Annotated in this window: 17 protein-coding genes; 5 read left to right on the plus strand and 12 right to left on the minus strand. The window is 69.4% G+C overall.

Translation table 11 applies throughout. The features are described 5' to 3' along the window. Positions 1-202: 202 nt before the first annotated feature. Positions 203-592, minus strand: coding sequence for a hypothetical protein (locus ABS64_RS13870; protein ID WP_288119376.1), 390 nt, complete (start codon positions 590-592; stop codon positions 203-205). Positions 593-733: 141 nt separating this feature from the next. Between ABS64_RS13870 and ABS64_RS13875 the strand changes: the two genes are divergently transcribed. Beyond that, positions 734-1,687 carry a Dyp-type peroxidase gene (locus tag ABS64_RS13875; RefSeq protein WP_292684281.1) on the plus strand — a complete coding sequence of 318 codons (954 nt, stop codon included), beginning with the start codon at positions 734-736 and terminating at the stop codon, positions 1,685-1,687. Here the strand turns inward: ABS64_RS13875 and ABS64_RS13880 are convergent. Beyond that, a complete protein-coding gene (locus tag ABS64_RS13880; RefSeq protein ID WP_292684283.1) occupies positions 1,684-2,247 on the minus strand; it encodes an AAA family ATPase in 564 nt (187 codons plus the stop codon). The two genes, ABS64_RS13875 and ABS64_RS13880, sit on opposite strands and share 4 nt — an antisense overlap. Before the next feature lie 219 nt (positions 2,248-2,466). On the opposite strand from ABS64_RS13880, the gene ABS64_RS13885 reads away from it, so the two are divergent. Next, the gene (locus tag ABS64_RS13885; protein WP_292684285.1) at positions 2,467-2,838 is read left to right on the plus strand and encodes a hypothetical protein; all 372 of its coding nucleotides are present in this window, start codon (positions 2,467-2,469) and stop codon (positions 2,836-2,838) included. A 7-nt stretch (positions 2,839-2,845) separates the two neighbouring features. Here ABS64_RS13885 and ABS64_RS13890 read toward each other — a convergent pair whose 3' ends face one another. The 3 genes from ABS64_RS13890 to ABS64_RS13900 all read right to left on the minus strand — a co-directional run bounded on the left by ABS64_RS13890 (position 2,846) and on the right by ABS64_RS13900 (position 5,344). Next, positions 2,846-3,331: a hypothetical protein gene (locus ABS64_RS13890; RefSeq protein WP_292684287.1), complete on the minus strand. Its 486-nt coding sequence runs from the start codon at positions 3,329-3,331 to the stop codon at positions 2,846-2,848. Beyond that, a complete protein-coding gene (locus ABS64_RS13895) occupies positions 3,324-4,400 on the minus strand; it encodes a type I restriction enzyme HsdR N-terminal domain-containing protein (protein WP_292684289.1) in 1,077 nt (358 codons plus the stop codon). Before ABS64_RS13895 ends, ABS64_RS13890 begins: the two co-directional genes overlap by 8 nt. Positions 4,401-4,606: 206 nt before the next feature. Then, entirely contained in the window at positions 4,607-5,344 is a 738-nt protein-coding gene (locus tag ABS64_RS13900; protein WP_121189640.1) for a GNAT family N-acetyltransferase, read from the minus strand. Positions 5,345-5,446: 102 nt separating this feature from the next. Here ABS64_RS13900 and ABS64_RS13905 point away from each other — a divergent pair, with 102 nt between their 5' ends. Continuing rightward, entirely contained in the window at positions 5,447-5,839 is a 393-nt protein-coding gene (locus ABS64_RS13905; protein ID WP_292684292.1) for a VOC family protein, read from the plus strand. Between the two features lie 26 nt (positions 5,840-5,865). Beyond that, positions 5,866-6,318, plus strand: coding sequence for an SRPBCC family protein (locus ABS64_RS13910; RefSeq protein ID WP_005050957.1), 453 nt, complete (start codon positions 5,866-5,868; stop codon positions 6,316-6,318). A 13-nt stretch (positions 6,319-6,331) separates the two neighbouring features. On the opposite strand, the gene ABS64_RS13915 is transcribed toward ABS64_RS13910, so the two are convergent. Together ABS64_RS13915 and ABS64_RS13920 are read right to left on the minus strand one after the other, a co-directional pair. Continuing rightward, positions 6,332-6,754: a GNAT family protein gene (locus ABS64_RS13915; RefSeq protein ID WP_292684295.1), complete on the minus strand. Its 423-nt coding sequence runs from the start codon at positions 6,752-6,754 to the stop codon at positions 6,332-6,334. A gap of 113 nt (positions 6,755-6,867) precedes the next feature. After that, entirely contained in the window at positions 6,868-7,071 is a 204-nt protein-coding gene (locus ABS64_RS13920; RefSeq protein WP_036283106.1) for a cold-shock protein, read from the minus strand. A 482-nt stretch (positions 7,072-7,553) separates the two neighbouring features. Here ABS64_RS13920 and ABS64_RS13925 point away from each other — a divergent pair, with 482 nt between their 5' ends. Continuing rightward, positions 7,554-8,357 (plus strand): hypothetical protein, encoded by an 804-nt coding sequence (locus ABS64_RS13925; protein WP_292684298.1) that lies wholly within the window; start codon positions 7,554-7,556, stop codon positions 8,355-8,357. 108 nt (positions 8,358-8,465) lie between these two features. On the opposite strand, the gene ABS64_RS13930 is transcribed toward ABS64_RS13925, so the two are convergent. The 5 genes from ABS64_RS13930 to ABS64_RS13950 all read right to left on the minus strand — a co-directional run bounded on the left by ABS64_RS13930 (position 8,466) and on the right by ABS64_RS13950 (position 15,136). Next, positions 8,466-9,722 (minus strand): APC family permease, encoded by a 1,257-nt coding sequence (locus tag ABS64_RS13930; protein WP_292684300.1) that lies wholly within the window; start codon positions 9,720-9,722, stop codon positions 8,466-8,468. Between the two features lie 87 nt (positions 9,723-9,809). Beyond that, the gene (locus ABS64_RS13935) at positions 9,810-10,112 is read right to left on the minus strand and encodes an aldehyde dehydrogenase family protein (protein WP_292684302.1); all 303 of its coding nucleotides are present in this window, start codon (positions 10,110-10,112) and stop codon (positions 9,810-9,812) included. 55 nt (positions 10,113-10,167) lie between these two features. Continuing rightward, positions 10,168-11,709: an MFS transporter gene (locus ABS64_RS13940; RefSeq protein WP_292684304.1), complete on the minus strand. Its 1,542-nt coding sequence runs from the start codon at positions 11,707-11,709 to the stop codon at positions 10,168-10,170. Between the two features lie 40 nt (positions 11,710-11,749). Then, positions 11,750-13,507 carry an amidohydrolase gene (locus ABS64_RS13945; RefSeq protein ID WP_292684306.1) on the minus strand — a complete coding sequence of 586 codons (1,758 nt, stop codon included), beginning with the start codon at positions 13,505-13,507 and terminating at the stop codon, positions 11,750-11,752. Between the two features lie 39 nt (positions 13,508-13,546). After that, a complete protein-coding gene (locus ABS64_RS13950) occupies positions 13,547-15,136 on the minus strand; it encodes a carboxylesterase/lipase family protein (RefSeq protein ID WP_292684308.1) in 1,590 nt (529 codons plus the stop codon). Positions 15,137-15,253 lie beyond the last annotated feature (117 nt).

Here is a 15,253-nt window from a genome sequence, read left to right on the forward strand (position 1 = left end):
CTCCGCCGCATCACCACCGGCACCAACCTGCGCTAACCTTGCCCCGCGACCTGAGGAATTCCGATGAGCAACTCTGGGGAAATTCGCTGAGCGCCGTCAGCAATAAGGAGTAGCTTCTCGGGCGCTCGCGAACAGTGTTCGGGGGACGAGCGCGGTCTGCGTTCTATTCGAACTGCCCTGAGTCATGCCCCGCGCACCTGCGTCAGGGAACGTAGGAGTCGTTGTCGATTCCCAGCTCGAACAACTCACCGGCCCACAGAAGCTGCGCGAAGAGAACGCCGATGAGTGAGGCGACACCCACCGCCGCGATCGCGAGGACCACGCCTCTCCTTCGGTAGCCGCCCCATCCGAAGATCAACAGCACGCCAAGACCGATGAGGTGAGCCAGGACGAGCGGAAGCCCTCCGACGACTTCGGCGAACCCCGCCATAGAGGTCCCCGCCGCGACCGCCTTGCCCTGCTCGCTCTGCGCTTCCTCCTGCGCCAGGCCGTACCAGGCCCATGCGATCGCTGAGGCGACCACGCCGAAACCAGCGATCACCCAGAAGGCGATGCGGGCGCCCTCGGATTCGGACAGCGGCTGTGGTTCCACTCATTGAGCCTACGAGCATGTGGCGCGCGGGGCGGGTGATCACAGACTTCGACAACCGCACTCGAATCACATTTCCGCGACGACGTGGGTGGCCCAGACCGCACCACCCTGCGCCGCCGCTCCGACGCTAGGTTCGGTCTCGTGAGTGATAACCGCCGCGTGCCCATTTCGCCTCAGAGTGTCGATGCTCCGCTGACGACGTCGGCGGTCTTCCTGGTCGTGACCGTGGGCGACGACGCCGACGCGATCGCCACCACGCGCTCCGTCCTGGCCGACCTCTCGGGACTGCTCAAGACCGTCGGCATCCGCGATCTCGACGCCGCCCTCGCATGCACGGTCGGCATCGGCGCGCGCGTCTGGCCGGCGCTCACCGGGCGCCCGATGCCGGCGGAGCTCCACCCCTTCCGGCCCATTGAGGGTGCGGTGCATCGCGCTCCGAGCACGCCGGGGGACCTGCTCTTCCACATTCGCGCGAACCGCCGCGACCTGTGTTTCGAGTTCGAGAGGCTGCTGCTCGACGCGCTGGGCTCCAGCGCTGTCGTCGTCGACGAGACCGAGGGATTCCGCTACTTCGATATCCGCGACCTGCTGGGGTTCATCGACGGCACGGCCAACCCGGTGGGCCCCGACCTGCCCGAGTCCACTCTCGTGGGCGACGAAGACCCCGCCGGACGCGGCGGGAGCTACGTCGTCGTGCAGAAGTACGTGCACCCGCTCGACCGGTGGAACGTGCTCTCCGCCGAACAGCAGGAAGCGGTCATCGGGCGACGCAAGTTCGACGGTGTCGAACTCGACGATGCGGAGTCGGGCCAGAAGGCGCACAAGACCCTCGCGACCATCGTCGACGACGACGGTGTCGAGCACGACATCCTCCGCGACAACATGCCGTTCGGCAGCCCCGCCTCCCAGTTCGGCACCTACTTCATCGGGTACTCGCGCCGGCTCTGGGTGATCGAGAAGATGCTGGAGCGGATGTTCATCGGCGACCCGCCGGGACTCCACGACCGACTGCTCGACTTCTCCACTCCGCTCACCGGATCCACGTTCTTCGTACCGTCGGCCGACGTCCTCGACGGCCTGGGGGACTCCGCCTAGCCTCGCTCCGAGCTCCGCGGCTCAGCGATCAGAGTCTCGAGCCTGGCGAGGCGCTCTGCGGGCGATCCCGTGACCTCCGTCACGGTCAGCCCCGCCGGGATGACGTCAGAGTCATCGAGAAGGTCCAGCAGCACGTCGTTCATGGTCTCGCGCAGCGCGGCATCCTCATCGTCGCCGACGTGGATCGGATGAGCAGCCGTCAGCGGGAGCACAACGAGATGGTCGACCGTCGCCAGTGCTCCTCGCGTGCGGTCAGCCGCGGTCGAGAGCGTCGAGCGGTCGAGCGCCGTACGCCCGAGCTCATCCAGTGCCAGCAGATACGCCAAGAAGTCGAGCGGACCGCGCTCGGCGATAACGTTGCCGCCCGATTCTCCCTCGATCAGCCGACCAGCTGCGAGTCGCAGCTGCGAGGCGAACATCGCCGCGGCCGGCCGATCTTCCGACTCGTCGATGAGCTCGAACGGGTCGCCGAACACGGCGTACTCCGGATGCCGCCGCGCAAAGTCGGCGATGAGCGTGCTCTTGCCGCTGGCATGAGTTCCCGAGACGACGATGCGCACGTGCTGACACTACGCGACCGGGTCAGGCGACCGGGCCGACGCCTCAGCCGCCGAACTCGGCCTTGATGAAATACGGCATCTGATTCGCATCGCACGCGGCGCCGATCTGCGCCACGGCATCCGCTATGCCCGCCTGCGCGGTGCCGCGCTCGTCCGGTCGCGGTTGACGAGCTTGGATGCCGCCCCGGGGCCGTCCTCGCTGTTCGCTAAGGTGCAGAGATGTCCAATGATGCGTCCGCACAGGTGCGGCGAGCAGAGCGCGGCGGGTTGACGACTGCGATCTGGGGAGTGGTGCTGTCGCCCGTGGCCCTCATCACGGCGCCGTTCTGGTTCACGGGGCTCGTTTACACGCCCTTCGTCCTCACCGGCGGACGGAGTGTCGTCGGCCTCGCGCTCGCCATTTCGGGGTTCATCGCCTTCGTGGGTTTGGTGCTCTCGGCGGGACCGCTGCTCGACCTTCGCCACCGCACCAGCGAGGACTATCAGCTTCGCGCGCGCATCATCCGAACGGGAACATGGGGCATTGTCCTGAACGTCCTGACGATGCTGCTGATGATCCTGCTGTGGTTCTGGATCCCGATATACGGATAGGGCTCGCTCAGCCGCCCTGCGCCGCGAGTGCCCCGATGACGACGGGGGCGCGGTTCGCTTCGCACGCGTCCGTCACGGCGGCAACGGCCTGGCGGAACGTGTCACTCGCCGGCATCTCCCCGGCATCCGCCAACGACTCGACGGCGCGGATCGTGGGTGTCACCGGCGAGGCGCCGCGGGGAGCGACCGACCACGCCTGCTGCAGTGCGACTTGGCGCGCGTCGTAGTCGGCCTGGTCCATCGTCCCCTTCGACAGCAGCGCGCCGGCGTGGAAGTTCGCTGTTTCGAGAGCGCTGACGTAGCCGCATTCCCACGCAGTATCCGGCTGGTAGGCCGTCGCGTCGAAGGCGCGTGTCGGTGAGGCGGATGCCGCGGGAGAGGGCGCTGCGGACGCCTCCGCCTCTGCGGGTGCACTGTTCGCGCACCCGGCGAGCGCGAACAGCGCGGCGGCGAAGAGAGTGAGGCCGAGGAGTCGCGGACCAGGTTCACGCATAGCGGCGCACCGACTCTCGGATCGCCTCCGCATGCAGATAGATCTCGTCGATGGAATCGATTGGATGCCGGGTCTCCGCCTTGTCCTCGTCGAGCAGCCCGAGGTATTTCTGCTTCGAGTTGAAATGAAGACGCGCGATCGGCTTGCGATTGTTGTCATCGAGCAGGATCGCGAAGTAGCTCTTCGCATCTCGCTGAGTGATGCGTTGCGGCTTCACTTCTCCGCACGCGATCGCCTTGACGATCTGGTAGCCCTCGAGTTCCTCCAGCGTCGTTTCGATCTCGGTGTCACGGTCCAGATCCTCGGTGACAACGGGCTCGCTGGTCACGGCTTCGACGGGAGCATGAAGACCGGATGCGCCCAGCGCCGTCTTCAGTCGATCGTTCACGCTCTCCGTCAGGAACTGCTTGGACGCCTTGCGAACCAGAGACGAGAACTGCTCTCTCACGCGCTGCGTGAACGCGCCTTCGTAAACGCGGGACGTGAAGAACTTCACCCATTCGTCAGACGGCTCCCGGAACTGAGCAGCGATCTCGCGCTTCAGCGCACCGACGTACTTGAGCTCTTCCGCGGTGCTGATGATCGATTCCAGGTTGAAGCTCTCTTTACTGAGCTTCTGGATCTCGGGGATCAGCGTCTCGTCGATGTCGAGCAGGTCGAGGACGAGGAAGGGCTTCGCGTCCATCCGGTTCGGGGCGTCGAGGTCGGTGTAGAACTGCCATACAACGCCGTTGGTCAGAGCGGCAATCCGCGCGTTGGTGACGGCGAAGTACCGGAACAACTGGGACGCGTGTTCGATCTTGAGCTGCCCGAGCGACGCCTTCGACTCGATGAGGATCTGCACTTCGCCGTCGCGCACGATGGCGTAATCGACCTTTTCGCCCTTCTTGGTTCCGACGTCGGCGGTGTACTCCGGCACCACTTCGAGTGGATCGAAAACGTCGTAGCCGAGGATCGTCGAGATGAACGGCATGACGAACGCATTCTTCGTCGCTTCTTCGGTGCCGATCGCGTCTGCTTGGTTTCTGACTTTGGTGGCCAGCGCGGCGAGCCTGTCTGTGAACTCCATCGTTCCCCCAATGCTTTCGTCTGAATGCTTGGGCCGAGCGTATCTGCTCGCTCAGCTAGGTGCGGGCTTTGAAGCCGTGGATTTGCGGATCGCGTGGGAGCGCGCACATGCACACCCAGATGACTGATCACATCGTCTTTCGCCGCGTCGCACCACTGGTCGTCGCGATCACCAGGGATGCATCGTGCGGAGGGAACGCTGCGCGTCTACTGCGGCGCGCGCACCGAGCTGAAACGTGTGCGGCGACGCAGCGCGAAGCCGAGACGTTCGTACGCGGCGATCGCGCCGGTGTTGGATGCCGCGGCATGCATCAGCGCCCGATCGCCGCGCTGCTGGATGTGAAAGGCCACATCCAGCACGAGCCGCGAGGCTAACCCCTGACGGCGGTGGTCCTCATCGACCGCGACGGCGCTGATCTCGGTCCAGCCCGCGGGATGCAGGCGCTCGCCCGCCATCGCCACGAGACGCCCGCCCCGGTGGATGCCGATGTAGCGGCCGAGCTCGTGGGTGCGCGGGCGGAACGGACCGGGTTGGTTGCGGGCGACGATCGCGAGCATGTCGTCCACATCGTCGGCACCGAGCTCCACAGCCTCTTCGTCCGGGCGCGTCGACAACACCGGCGTCTCGATCAGCTGCACGCCGTCGCCGCCGCCGACGAACTCCCACCCGGCCGGCAGCTCGCCGTCGAAGCCCGACAGACCGAACTGCTCCCCGGCATCCACGATCTCGCGCAGAGCGTCCCAGACCGCGGGGTCGTCCCACGTGCGCACGGCGACGAAGGGCGCGACATCGTCCGGGTAGCGGCGAGCGAGGTCACCGCCGATGGCGAACGCGGCGTGCGGTCCCGTCAGCGACGACCACGCCGCGTTGTCGAGCACCGCGTCCCGCGCAGCGGCGTCGTCGGAGAGGTCGGGAGCGGGAAGATCGATCGAGACATCGGGCACCACACCACTGTCCGCCGCACCGCGCGAACACGCAAACCGACGCGACCTCGCCACCACGCCGAGGCGCCGTCCACGCACGCGCAAGCCTGCAAGACTGTTCGCGTGCCGGGTTTCCATCACGTCGAACTGTGGGTCGCCGACCTGGCTCAGGCTCGCCTCGAGTGGGGCTGGTTGCTGCAGCAGCTCGGGTTCGCCCGCGAGAGCGAGTGGCCGGAGGGGGAATCCTGGAGCGCGGGCGGGGCGTACCTCACGCTCACCACCTCGCCGAACCTCTCGCGCGCGACGCACGATCGCCGAGCCCCCGGCGTGAACCACCTCGCTTTCCACGGGGGAACCCGCGAACGCGTCGACGCCATCATGGCCGCCGCGCCCGCGCACGGGTGGACGCCTCTGTACCACGACCGGTATCCACATGCCGGTGGACCGGATCATTACGCCGGCTGGCTGGAGAACTCGGCGGGAGCCAAAGCCGAGATCGTCGCCGACGGCTCCTGACGGGGTGCGGCTGCGAGGATCGACGCATGGCAAGCTCCTTCACGGTCATCACACGCGCGAGTGTCGCCCGTGAGCAGCTTTTCGACCTCTCGCTCGACATCGATGCGCATCTGGCGTCGATGTCGGCATCCGAGGAGAGCGCGATCGGGGGTGTGACCGCCGGCGGGATCGGGCTGGGGGAGACGGTCACCTGGCGGGCGCGCCACTTCGGCGTGTGGTTCACGATGACCTCGCGCATCACGGCGCTCGACCGGCCCGCAAGGTTCGTCGACGAGCAGACCCGCGGGCCATTCCGGTCCTTCCGACACGAGCACGTGTTCGAGGACGACGGCGACGGCGGCACGGTGATGACCGACACTCTCACGCTCGCCTCGCCCGTCTTCGGGGCGCTCGCCGAGCGGCTGATCCTCGTGCCCTACTTGCGGAGGCTGATCGTGGAGCGCAACCGGCACCTCGTCGACGCGCTCGACGCTCGGTAAGCGGCCGCCGCCATCACTGTGGCGCCGCAAGCTCGGCGCGCACCAGTGCCCACACCTGCTTGTCGTGGAAGACGCCGCCGTTGAGCCACGCGCCCCGCAGCGTGCCGTCGAGGGTCATCCCCAGCCGGCGGGCGACGGCGGCGCTGCGCTCGTTGTCGGCCCGGCAGCGCCACTCGGCCCGGTTCAGACCGCGCTCGCGGAGGGCGTAGTCGACGAGCACCCCGGATGCCGCGGTCACCAGCCCGCGCCCCTCGGCAGCCGGTTCCAGCCAGCATCCGATCTCGCACTGGCCCGCCGGGGCGCTGAAGCTCACGAACATCACTCCGCCGACGAGCTGCCCGTCGCTCCAGATTCCGTAGAGGCGCCCGCCGTCGTCGGCCGCGCTCTGCCGCCTGCCTCGTCGATCGTCCTGGGTGGGAGTCGGTTCGAAGGCCACGCCGTCAGCCTAACGTGGCCCGTTCGGCGCACCTGGGGGGCATATGGCAGGGCGGAATGCAGGAAAGAGCCCGCCTCGACAGCAGTCGGGACGGGCTCTTTCGTAACTCTGGATCAGAGGGCGCGGATGTTCGCAGCCTGCATGCCCTTGGGGCCACGCTCGGCGTCGAATTCGACCTTCTGGTCTTCGCGCAGCTCCTTGAAGCCGTCGCTGACGATTGCGGAGAAGTGCGCGAACAGGTCGGCGGAGCCGTCGTCCGGCGCGATGAAGCCGTAGCCCTTCTCGGAGTTGAACCATTTCACGGTGCCAGTGGCCATCGTGTCTTTCCTTCTGTTTTTCGGGCCGCCGGAGCGACCGGGTGTGCCGCGTCGACGAATGCGATGCGGACGTGTGTGAGTCGAGGTGGGGGCTGCGAGCGCTGCGGTGACGGCTGCGCGCGCGGCGTCCACGTCGAGGTGGATGCCGAGGTCTTGCCCCTGGGCGCCGCAGGCGCGCGCCCCGGCATCCGTCTCATGGACAAACCCGGCGTACTCGCCGAGCGCCGTCGCGACGTACACGTCGTGATCGGCCTGGCGCCAGGTGACCTCGTGCGAGGTGAGGAGAATCATCAATCGTTTCTGTGCGCACCGCCACGGGATGCGCAGGCGGCGAGAAGATGCCGCGGGTAGAAGGTGGTGGTCCGAGTGGTGAGCTCTCGGCGTCGAGAGGGGTGGGACGGACCCGTGCCCGAAATGCGGGACGACTGAGCTTAGCACCATCTGCCCGTGGGCACGCTGGACGTCTGTCGTAGGGTCGAAGCATGCGACGGCCCGTTCCTCTTGTGTTGACCCTCGGTGTTCTCGCCTGCGCCTTTGCGCTGAGCTCCTGCTCCGCGGGCACGCCGAATCCCGCCGGCTCATCGTCCGATGCCGTCGCGCCAGCGACCGCGACCGCCTCTGCGTCCGCGGCGGCCGGCGCCGCACCCATCGCCGCCCCGAGCACCTGCGACGCCGTCGACCTCACGGCGGACGCCGCTGTCGCCGGCGCCGACCTCGCCGCGTGCGTCGTGGCGTTCTCGAAGGCCGCCGGCAGCGGGCACGAGACGTTCTCGGCATCCGACGGCACGACGGGGACGGCGGATTTCGTGTTCGGTGACGCTCCGGCGCTGTCCGGAACGGTCACCAGCAGCGACGGCACGACGTCGTTCGTGCTCACCCCCGACGCGTCGTGGGTCACGATCGACGGAGCGTGGGTGCAGGGAGACGCGACCAGCTCAGATCCGAAGAAGATGCTGGCGGGCACCATCGGGCAGGCTTACCGCGCGTTCGCCGACCCGTCGGCCACGGCATCCCTCATCTCGTCGGCGCCGTCGTGGACCGTGCAGAAGGGTCAGGATGTCGTCGACCTGCCCGATGGCACTCAGGTGCGCGCCTGGCGCGTGCAGGCCGACGCGCCCTTCAGCGCCGTCGGCGCCGACGTGCAGGAGATGACGCTCTGGCTGACCTCCGGGCACGTGCCCGCCGGTGTCCAGGCCACGGTGTCGGTGGCCGGCACGCAGACGACGAGCACGCAGCGCTTCTCGGGCTGGGGGATGCCGGTGAGCGTCGCCACGCCGCAGCCGTGAACGCCGCGGACGGCGCGCGCGGCGGAAGAGGGAGCGAAAACGGCATCGAGGTCGCCTGGCCGACGTCGCTGGTGTGAGCTGCATCGGTGCGCGGCGGTGTCGAGCTGGTCAGGCCCGCATTCCGCCCCGCAGCCGCAGCGCCCGGTAGCCGACGCCGACACATGCGACCACCACGCCGCCGACGATCGACGGCCAGGGCAGGGTCGCCACCAGCACGATGCAGCCGATCATGCCGACGATCTGCAGCGCCCGCGGAAAACGGCGGGCCGCGGCATCCTGTCGGAACGCGGCGATGTTGGCGACGAGGTAGTACAGCAGCACGCCGAACGACGAGAACCCGATCGCGGATCGCAGGTCGGTCGTCACGATCAGAAGACTCACGATGACCGCGAGCACCAGTTCCGCGCGGTGGGGCACGGCGTAGCGCGGGTGCACCGCCGAGAGCCACTGCGGCAGGTCTCCCGTGCGGGCCATCGCCAGGCTCGTGCGCCCGATGCCGGCGACGAGAGCCAGAAGGGCCCCCAGGGATGCCGCCGCCGCCCCGACCCGCACGACGGGCGCGGTCCAGGTCCACCCGCCCGCCGCGGCGACCTCCGCGAGCGGCGCCGACGATGACGCGAGGCGGTCGGGGCCGAGGGTGGCGAGCGACACGAGGGCGATGGCGACGTAGACGAGCAGGGCCAGGCTCAGCGCGATGACGATCGCGCGGGGGATCGTCCGGCGAGGATCGCGCACTTCCTCGCCCATCGTGGCGATGCGGGCGTACCCCGCGAAGGCGAAGAACAGCAGCCCGGCCGACTGCAGCACGCCGTACCAGCCGTGGGGGCCGGGATCGATCACGAGGTTGTCGGCGGAGCCGGCGCCGGATGCCGAGGCGGCGACGACCACGAGGGCGAGCACCGCCAAAACGACCACCACGATCACCTTGGTGAGAGCCGCCGTGCGGGTGACCCCGACCGTGTTGACCGCCGCGAGCACCAGGACCGCGGCGATGGCGACGGGCTTCTCCCACCCCGCGGGGGCGGCATACGAGGCGAACGTCAACGCCATCGCCGCGCAGCTGGCCGTCTTGCCGATGACGAACGACCAGCCGGCGAAGAACCCCGACCACGGGCCGATCATCTCCCGGCCGTAGACGTACGTCCCTCCGGACGTCGGAAACTGCGCAGCGAGCTGCGCTGACGACGTCGCATTGGCGTAGGCCACCACCGCCGCAAGGGCCAGGCCGATCAACAGGCCCGAGCCGGCCGCTGCCGCAGCGGGCGCGAACGCGGCGAACACACCCGCGCCGATCATCGAGCCCAGACCGATCGCGATCGCATCGACCAGGCCCAGGCGACGGGCCAATGCCGCGGGGGCGCTCATCGGGCCCGGGACGACGTGCGCGGAGGAATCACGCCGCGATTGTAGTGCGCACGCCGAACCCGCCGGTGAACGAGCCGAGGCTCGCGCTCAGGGCCGGTGGCGAATCCAAACGCTCTTCTCGCGCGTCCACTGCTCGAACGCGCGGAGCGATTTCTCCACCCCTCCGAAGCCCGACTGCTTCCACCCGCCGAAGGGCATCGCCAGGTCGCCTTCGCTGTACGCTCCGACCGAGACCAGTCCGGCCTCCACGCCGCGGGCCAGCGCCAGCGCGTCGTCCAGCCGCGTCGTCCACACCGAGGCCGCGAGACCGTAAGGGATGTCGTTGGCCAGAGCGATCGCCTCGTCGCGCGTATCGAACGCCTGCACCGTGACGATCGGTCCGACCGTCACCTGGACCCTCGGCCAGCGACTCGCGCTGCGACGGCTGTACCCGCCGCAGCACGCGTCATGACGGTGCGCCACCGCTACCGGAGGTCGGCACGGCCCGCGACGCACGAGCGATCAAGGCCGACCCGGCGACGCTCGCCGCCAACGCGACGACAGCCATGCCGACCATCAGCGCGCCAAACCCGTCGCGGTAGGCGGCCACGGCGGCATCGAACACCTGCGCGTCGGGACGTGTGCCGTCCTTCGCGTAGGTGCCGACGCCGACCAGAGCGGTGTGCACCGCGGCATCCGACAGTCCCGCCGCCGACAGGCGGGCGGTGATCCCCGAGATCGTGAGCTGGGTGATCACGACGGTCGACACCGCCGTGCCCAGCGAGGAGAAGAGCTGCCCGAAGGTCGTGCGCGAGCTGGTCACCGCCCCGTAGAACTCGGCGGGGGCCTCGCTGAGCACGAGCGTGCCGTAGGGGAGGGCTGCGGCGGTGATGCCGACGGCGATGAGGATGCCGGCGGGGACGAACGCCAGCGGAGTGGGGGCCTCGCGGGCGAGGAAAGCCGCCCCGAAGCCCGCCGCGGACAGGACGCCGCCCACCAGCAGCGACGTCTGCGGACTCATGCCGCGCGTCATCAGGCGCCCCAGCACGATCGCGCCCACGATCGAGGTGACCGACACCGGCAGCTGCCATACAGCGACGCTGCTGGGCGTCAGAGCGAGAACGTACTGCCACAGGTTCGACAGCTGCAAGAAGGCGACCGCGCCGCCGGCATTGAAGACGAAGCCCGCGCAGAGCGCCGCGAGGAAAAGGGGCCGTCGAAAGAGCGCGACCGGGAAGAACGGGTTCGCGACCCGCGTCTGCGACCAGACGAACGCGGCGAGAAGCACCACGCCCAGCGCCATGGCGGCCCAGGTCAGCGGGTTGGTCAGCGACGAGGCGAGCTGCGACACACCGAACAGGAAAACGACCATCCCGGCGATGAGGGCGACCTGCCCGCCCACATCGCGCTTCTCGGCGACGGTGGGTGCGACGGTCGGCAGGAGCACGAGGACGGCGGGGATGCACAGCGCCGACAGCACGGGAACGAGCACGAACGCGAGGCGCCAGTCGACGCCGGCGAGCAAGCCCCCCGAGAAGGTGAACAGCACGCCGGCGGCTCCCGAGCACGCGGCGAAGGTCGCGACGGCGGCGGGCAGCCGGCCCGGCGCGGCCAGAACCTGGATGTACGCGAACGCGGCGGCGTACACGGCGCCCAGGCCGACGCCTGTCACCGCCTGGCCGAGGATGTAGACGAGCGGCATCGGTGCGGCGGCCACGATCAGTTGGCCGACGAGACCTGTCACGAGGGCGGCGATGAGCATGCGGCGGCGACCGATCCGGTCGGCGAGCAATCCGGTTGTGATGACCGAAGCGGCGATCGCGAGGGTCTGCATGGATGCCGCGAGCGCCTGATCGCCGCCGACCATGTCCAGGCCGCGGCTGGCGCCCACGAGCGCGGTCGCCGCGATATTCGGGGCGGAGCCCTGAACCGCGGCGAGCACGCCGAGCAGCGGGATGGCGAGGGTGTGCGCCGAGCGCACGACGAACGTCGGTGATGTGGTGGTCATGAGGGTGCTTTCGGGTGGGAGAGGCGAGCGGAAGTGGCGCTCAGGCGGTGAAGGCGGGAACGCCGTCGATGTAGGTCGCGTGCACGGCGATGCGATCCCAGCTCTCGGGATCACTCGTCCACGGATCGCTGTCCACGACGGCGAAGTCCGCCCGCCGGCCGGCGGAGAGCGTGCCGCGATCGTCGGCGTGGATCTGCCAGGCGGCATCGGCGGTGATCGCCGACAGGGCCTGCGCCGGGCTGACACGCTCCTCCGGCGCGAGCACCGTGGCGTCGGCCTCGAGACGGCGCAGCACCGCCGTGCGGGCGCTGCGCAGGGGCCGCACCGTCGTCACGTTGTAGTCGGAGTGCAGGCTGGGGCGCAGTCCCGCGCGGTACGCCGAGGCGAGGCGATCGAGTCGCGCGGCGCGCTCGGGGCCGAGGATCGTGTCGCGGAAGGCCGCACCCCAGTAGTAGACGTGGTCCATCAGGAAGCTCGGTGACACTCCGGCCGCCGCCATCCGTACAAGCTGGTCGTCGGTGGTCACCGAGGCGTGCTCGAAGCGGTGACGCAGATCGTTCTGACCGCAGCGCGGCAGCAGCTCTTCCGCCGCCTGGAGGGCGAACTCGACGGCGGCGTCGCCGTTCGTATGGATCATCAGCTGCCAGCCGTCATCGAGACCGGCGCGCATCACCTCGCGCAGGCTCTCCGGCGTCCAGTTCGCGTGGCCTCCCGAGGTCTCGCCCAGATACGGCTGCAGGAAGTAGCCGGATCGGCCCTGGTTCGAACCGTCCGCCACGATCTTCCACGCGTCGGCACGGACCATTCCATCTCCGCTGAACGGGGTCACCCCGGCCGCCTTCCACGCCTGGGCGACCTCGGCCGGTGTCGCGCACCCCGCCAGGGAGGAGAACTGCGCCGTCGACACCCGCACCGGCAGCCGTTCGGCGCCGTTGAGCTGGTGCAGCAGGGCGACTTCGCTCACCCCGGCCAGCGTGCCGGTCATCGCTTCACGCATCGAGGTCACGCCGGCCGCGGCGAACTCGTTCAGCACCTGACGGATGCCGTGACCCACGTCCGCCGCCGTGGGTCGCGGCAGGTTCGCGAGCAGCATCGTCACCGCGGGAGACTCCCCGACCACGCCGGTGAGCCGCCCGTCGCGCTTTTCCAGCGTGCCCCCGGTCGGCTGCGGTGTGGTTTCGGTGATGCCGGCGGCATCCAAGGCCGCGCTGTTGGCGTAGGCGAAGTGCATCGATGCGTTGAGCACGACGATCGGGCGGTCGATCGCGACCCGGTCGAGGATGTCCCGTGTGAGGGCCGGCTCGCCGGGGTACAGGCTCGGATCGAACAGCTTCGCGAGCACGTACTGACCCGCCGGCGTCGCCTGCGCGGCGGTCGTCAAAACCGAGACGACGTCGTCGAAGCGCGGGCAGGCGGCGTGCGAGACGTCGGTCCACTCGAGCGTCAGCAGCGACACCCAGATGTGCGCATGCGGTTCGATGAGGCCCGGGATGACCACCCCGTCGGGAGACAGGATCTTCGTCGCGGGGCCGGTGAGGCCGTCCAGGTCCGCCGCCGAACCCACGGCGAGGATGCGGCCGTCGCGCACCGCCATCGCCTCCGCGCGCGGAGCGGCGGGATCACCGGTCGCGATGCGGCCGACGATCAGGAGGTCGGCTGTCGCTGTCGTCGTGCCGCGTTCGTCCGAGCGGCTGGGCGCGCCATGGTGGGCGGGTGCGATGGTGACGCCGGCCGCGGCGATGGCGGGCGCGAGGTGGTCGCGGCTCAGGGCAGTGGCGGCGGTGCAGGTGTCGGACATGAGCGGGCTCCTTCGAAGGTGCGCGGCGGCGGCGCGTGGTCAGTGGAAGTCGAGGACCTGATCGCCCCATGCGGCGCGCAGGGCGGCGTCCAGATCGTCGACGACGCTGTCGTGGCGCTCGATCACCAACGTCGCACGGGAGTCGGCAGGATCGTAGGCGGGCCAGTGCGGGGCTCCCGTGACGCCCTCCGCGTCAGGCGTGCGCCCATGAGCGAAGGCGGCCCATCGCTCCTGCATACGGGCAGAGATCGCCTCGCCGGCACGCTTGCCACCGAGGCGGAACGTGAGGTCTTTGGGGCCGCTCGCGAAGACACCCCAGAGGTACGCCAGCTCGCTGCCGTGGGTGGCGCCGAGGCCGATCAGTCGCAGGAAGGGCGCCGCGTGATCGAAGCGGTAGAGCCAGACCGGGGCCGTGGCGGCGTGACCCTCGGCGATCCACACGGTGGGCATGCGGAAGCCGATGTCGCGGGCGACGCCCGGGCCCACGGCGTTCTTGCGCACGTTCTCGTACGCCGTCTGCACCTGGGCGACCGAGGGCAGCTCGACGGTCGGGTTGTCGGCGGCCATGTCGGAGAACATCGTCATGATGCGCTCCTCGGTGATCGGCATGAGGGGCGACTTCATGAACTTGAACAGCGACGCCTCGTCCTTGTTGGTGCCGATCATCAGCGGGACGGGCAGTCCGCGGCCCTCGTGCAGCACGGTCGCCGGTGCCTCCGGCAGCAGGCCGCCGTCGACGATCGGCGCGAACGCGAGCGTGCCGGGCGCCTCGTCGGGCACCTGGGCGTACACCGCCATCCCCGCAGTCACGAGCTCGTCGGCGGATGCCGCGCGCAGCGCCGCGACGGTGGCGACGGCATCCGTCTGGTCGATGCCGAGCTCTCGCACGAAGCGCTCGGCGACATCTCGCGCCCGGTCGATGCCGTACATGCTGGACGCGGGGGAGGACTGCGCGATCGCCCGGTGGAACAGACCCGCGGCCGAGGGAGTGGCCAGCAGCGTCGTCACCAGGCCGCCGCCGGCGGACTCGCCGAACACGGTCACGCGGTGGGGATCGCCGCCGAACGCGGCGATGTTCTCCTGCACCCACCGCAGTGCCACCAGCACGTCCTTGAGCGCCAGGTTGCGGTCGAAGCCGCCGTCGGGCAGAAGGCCGGACAGGTCCAGGAAGCCGAACGCGGCCAGACGGTAGTTGAGGGTCACGACGACCACGTCGCCACGCGAGACCAGGGAGGTCGCGTCGTAGGTGCGCTGACTGGACGCGCCGAACGTGTAGGCGCCGCCGTGCAGCCACACCATGACCGGTCGCGCACCCGCCGGGGCGTCGGCGTCGGGTGCCCACACGTTGAGCATCAGGCAGTCCTCGTCGAGGACGGCGTCATCGCCCAGGGCGATCGCGGGCGTGCGCACCTGGGGGCAGGCCGCACCGAACGCGGTGGCGTCGACCTCACCGCTCGCGAGGGTCGCCGGAACCGGGTCGCGCCAGCGGCGCTCGCCGACGGGGGCTTCGGCGTAGCGGATGCCGCGCCACGAGTGCACCGCGTCGCGGACGGCGCCGCGGAAGGTGCCGGCCGGGGTCGTGACGATGCACGGGACGGGCACGTCGACGGTCTCGGTGGTGTTCGACATGGGAGTTCCTTTCGAGTCGGTGTCGCGCGTCAGACTTTGTGGCAGGACCATTGATTGAGTCCTGAGCGGAGAGTTCGACATGGGAAGACCACCAGTGATCCCGGTGGAGAAGAAGAC

Source organism: Microbacterium sp. SCN 69-37 (assembly GCF_001724435.1).
GTDB classification, from domain to species: Bacteria; Actinomycetota; Actinomycetes; order Actinomycetales; family Microbacteriaceae; genus Microbacterium; species Microbacterium laevaniformans.

Excerpts from the sequence above, each read along its gene's own strand:
- ABS64_RS13885 (WP_292684285.1), top strand. The coding sequence starts at position 2,467 with ATGTCCAATGATGCGTCCGCACAGGTGCGGCGAGCAGAGCGCGGCGGG.
- ABS64_RS13890 (WP_292684287.1), bottom strand. The coding sequence starts at position 3,331 with ATGCGTGAACCTGGTCCGCGACTCCTCGGCCTCACTCTCTTCGCCGCC.
- ABS64_RS13895 (WP_292684289.1), bottom strand. The coding sequence starts at position 4,400 with ATGGAGTTCACAGACAGGCTCGCCGCGCTGGCCACCAAAGTCAGAAAC.
- ABS64_RS13910 (WP_005050957.1), top strand. The coding sequence starts at position 5,866 with ATGGCAAGCTCCTTCACGGTCATCACACGCGCGAGTGTCGCCCGTGAG.
- ABS64_RS13920 (WP_036283106.1), bottom strand. The coding sequence starts at position 7,071 with ATGGCCACTGGCACCGTGAAATGGTTCAACTCCGAGAAGGGCTACGGC.
- ABS64_RS13925 (WP_292684298.1), top strand. The coding sequence starts at position 7,554 with ATGCGACGGCCCGTTCCTCTTGTGTTGACCCTCGGTGTTCTCGCCTGC.
- ABS64_RS13930 (WP_292684300.1), bottom strand. The coding sequence starts at position 9,722 with ATGAGCGCCCCCGCGGCATTGGCCCGTCGCCTGGGCCTGGTCGATGCG.
- ABS64_RS13940 (WP_292684304.1), bottom strand. The coding sequence starts at position 11,709 with ATGACCACCACATCACCGACGTTCGTCGTGCGCTCGGCGCACACCCTC.
- ABS64_RS13945 (WP_292684306.1), bottom strand. The coding sequence starts at position 13,507 with ATGTCCGACACCTGCACCGCCGCCACTGCCCTGAGCCGCGACCACCTC.
- ABS64_RS13950 (WP_292684308.1), bottom strand. The coding sequence starts at position 15,136 with ATGTCGAACACCACCGAGACCGTCGACGTGCCCGTCCCGTGCATCGTC.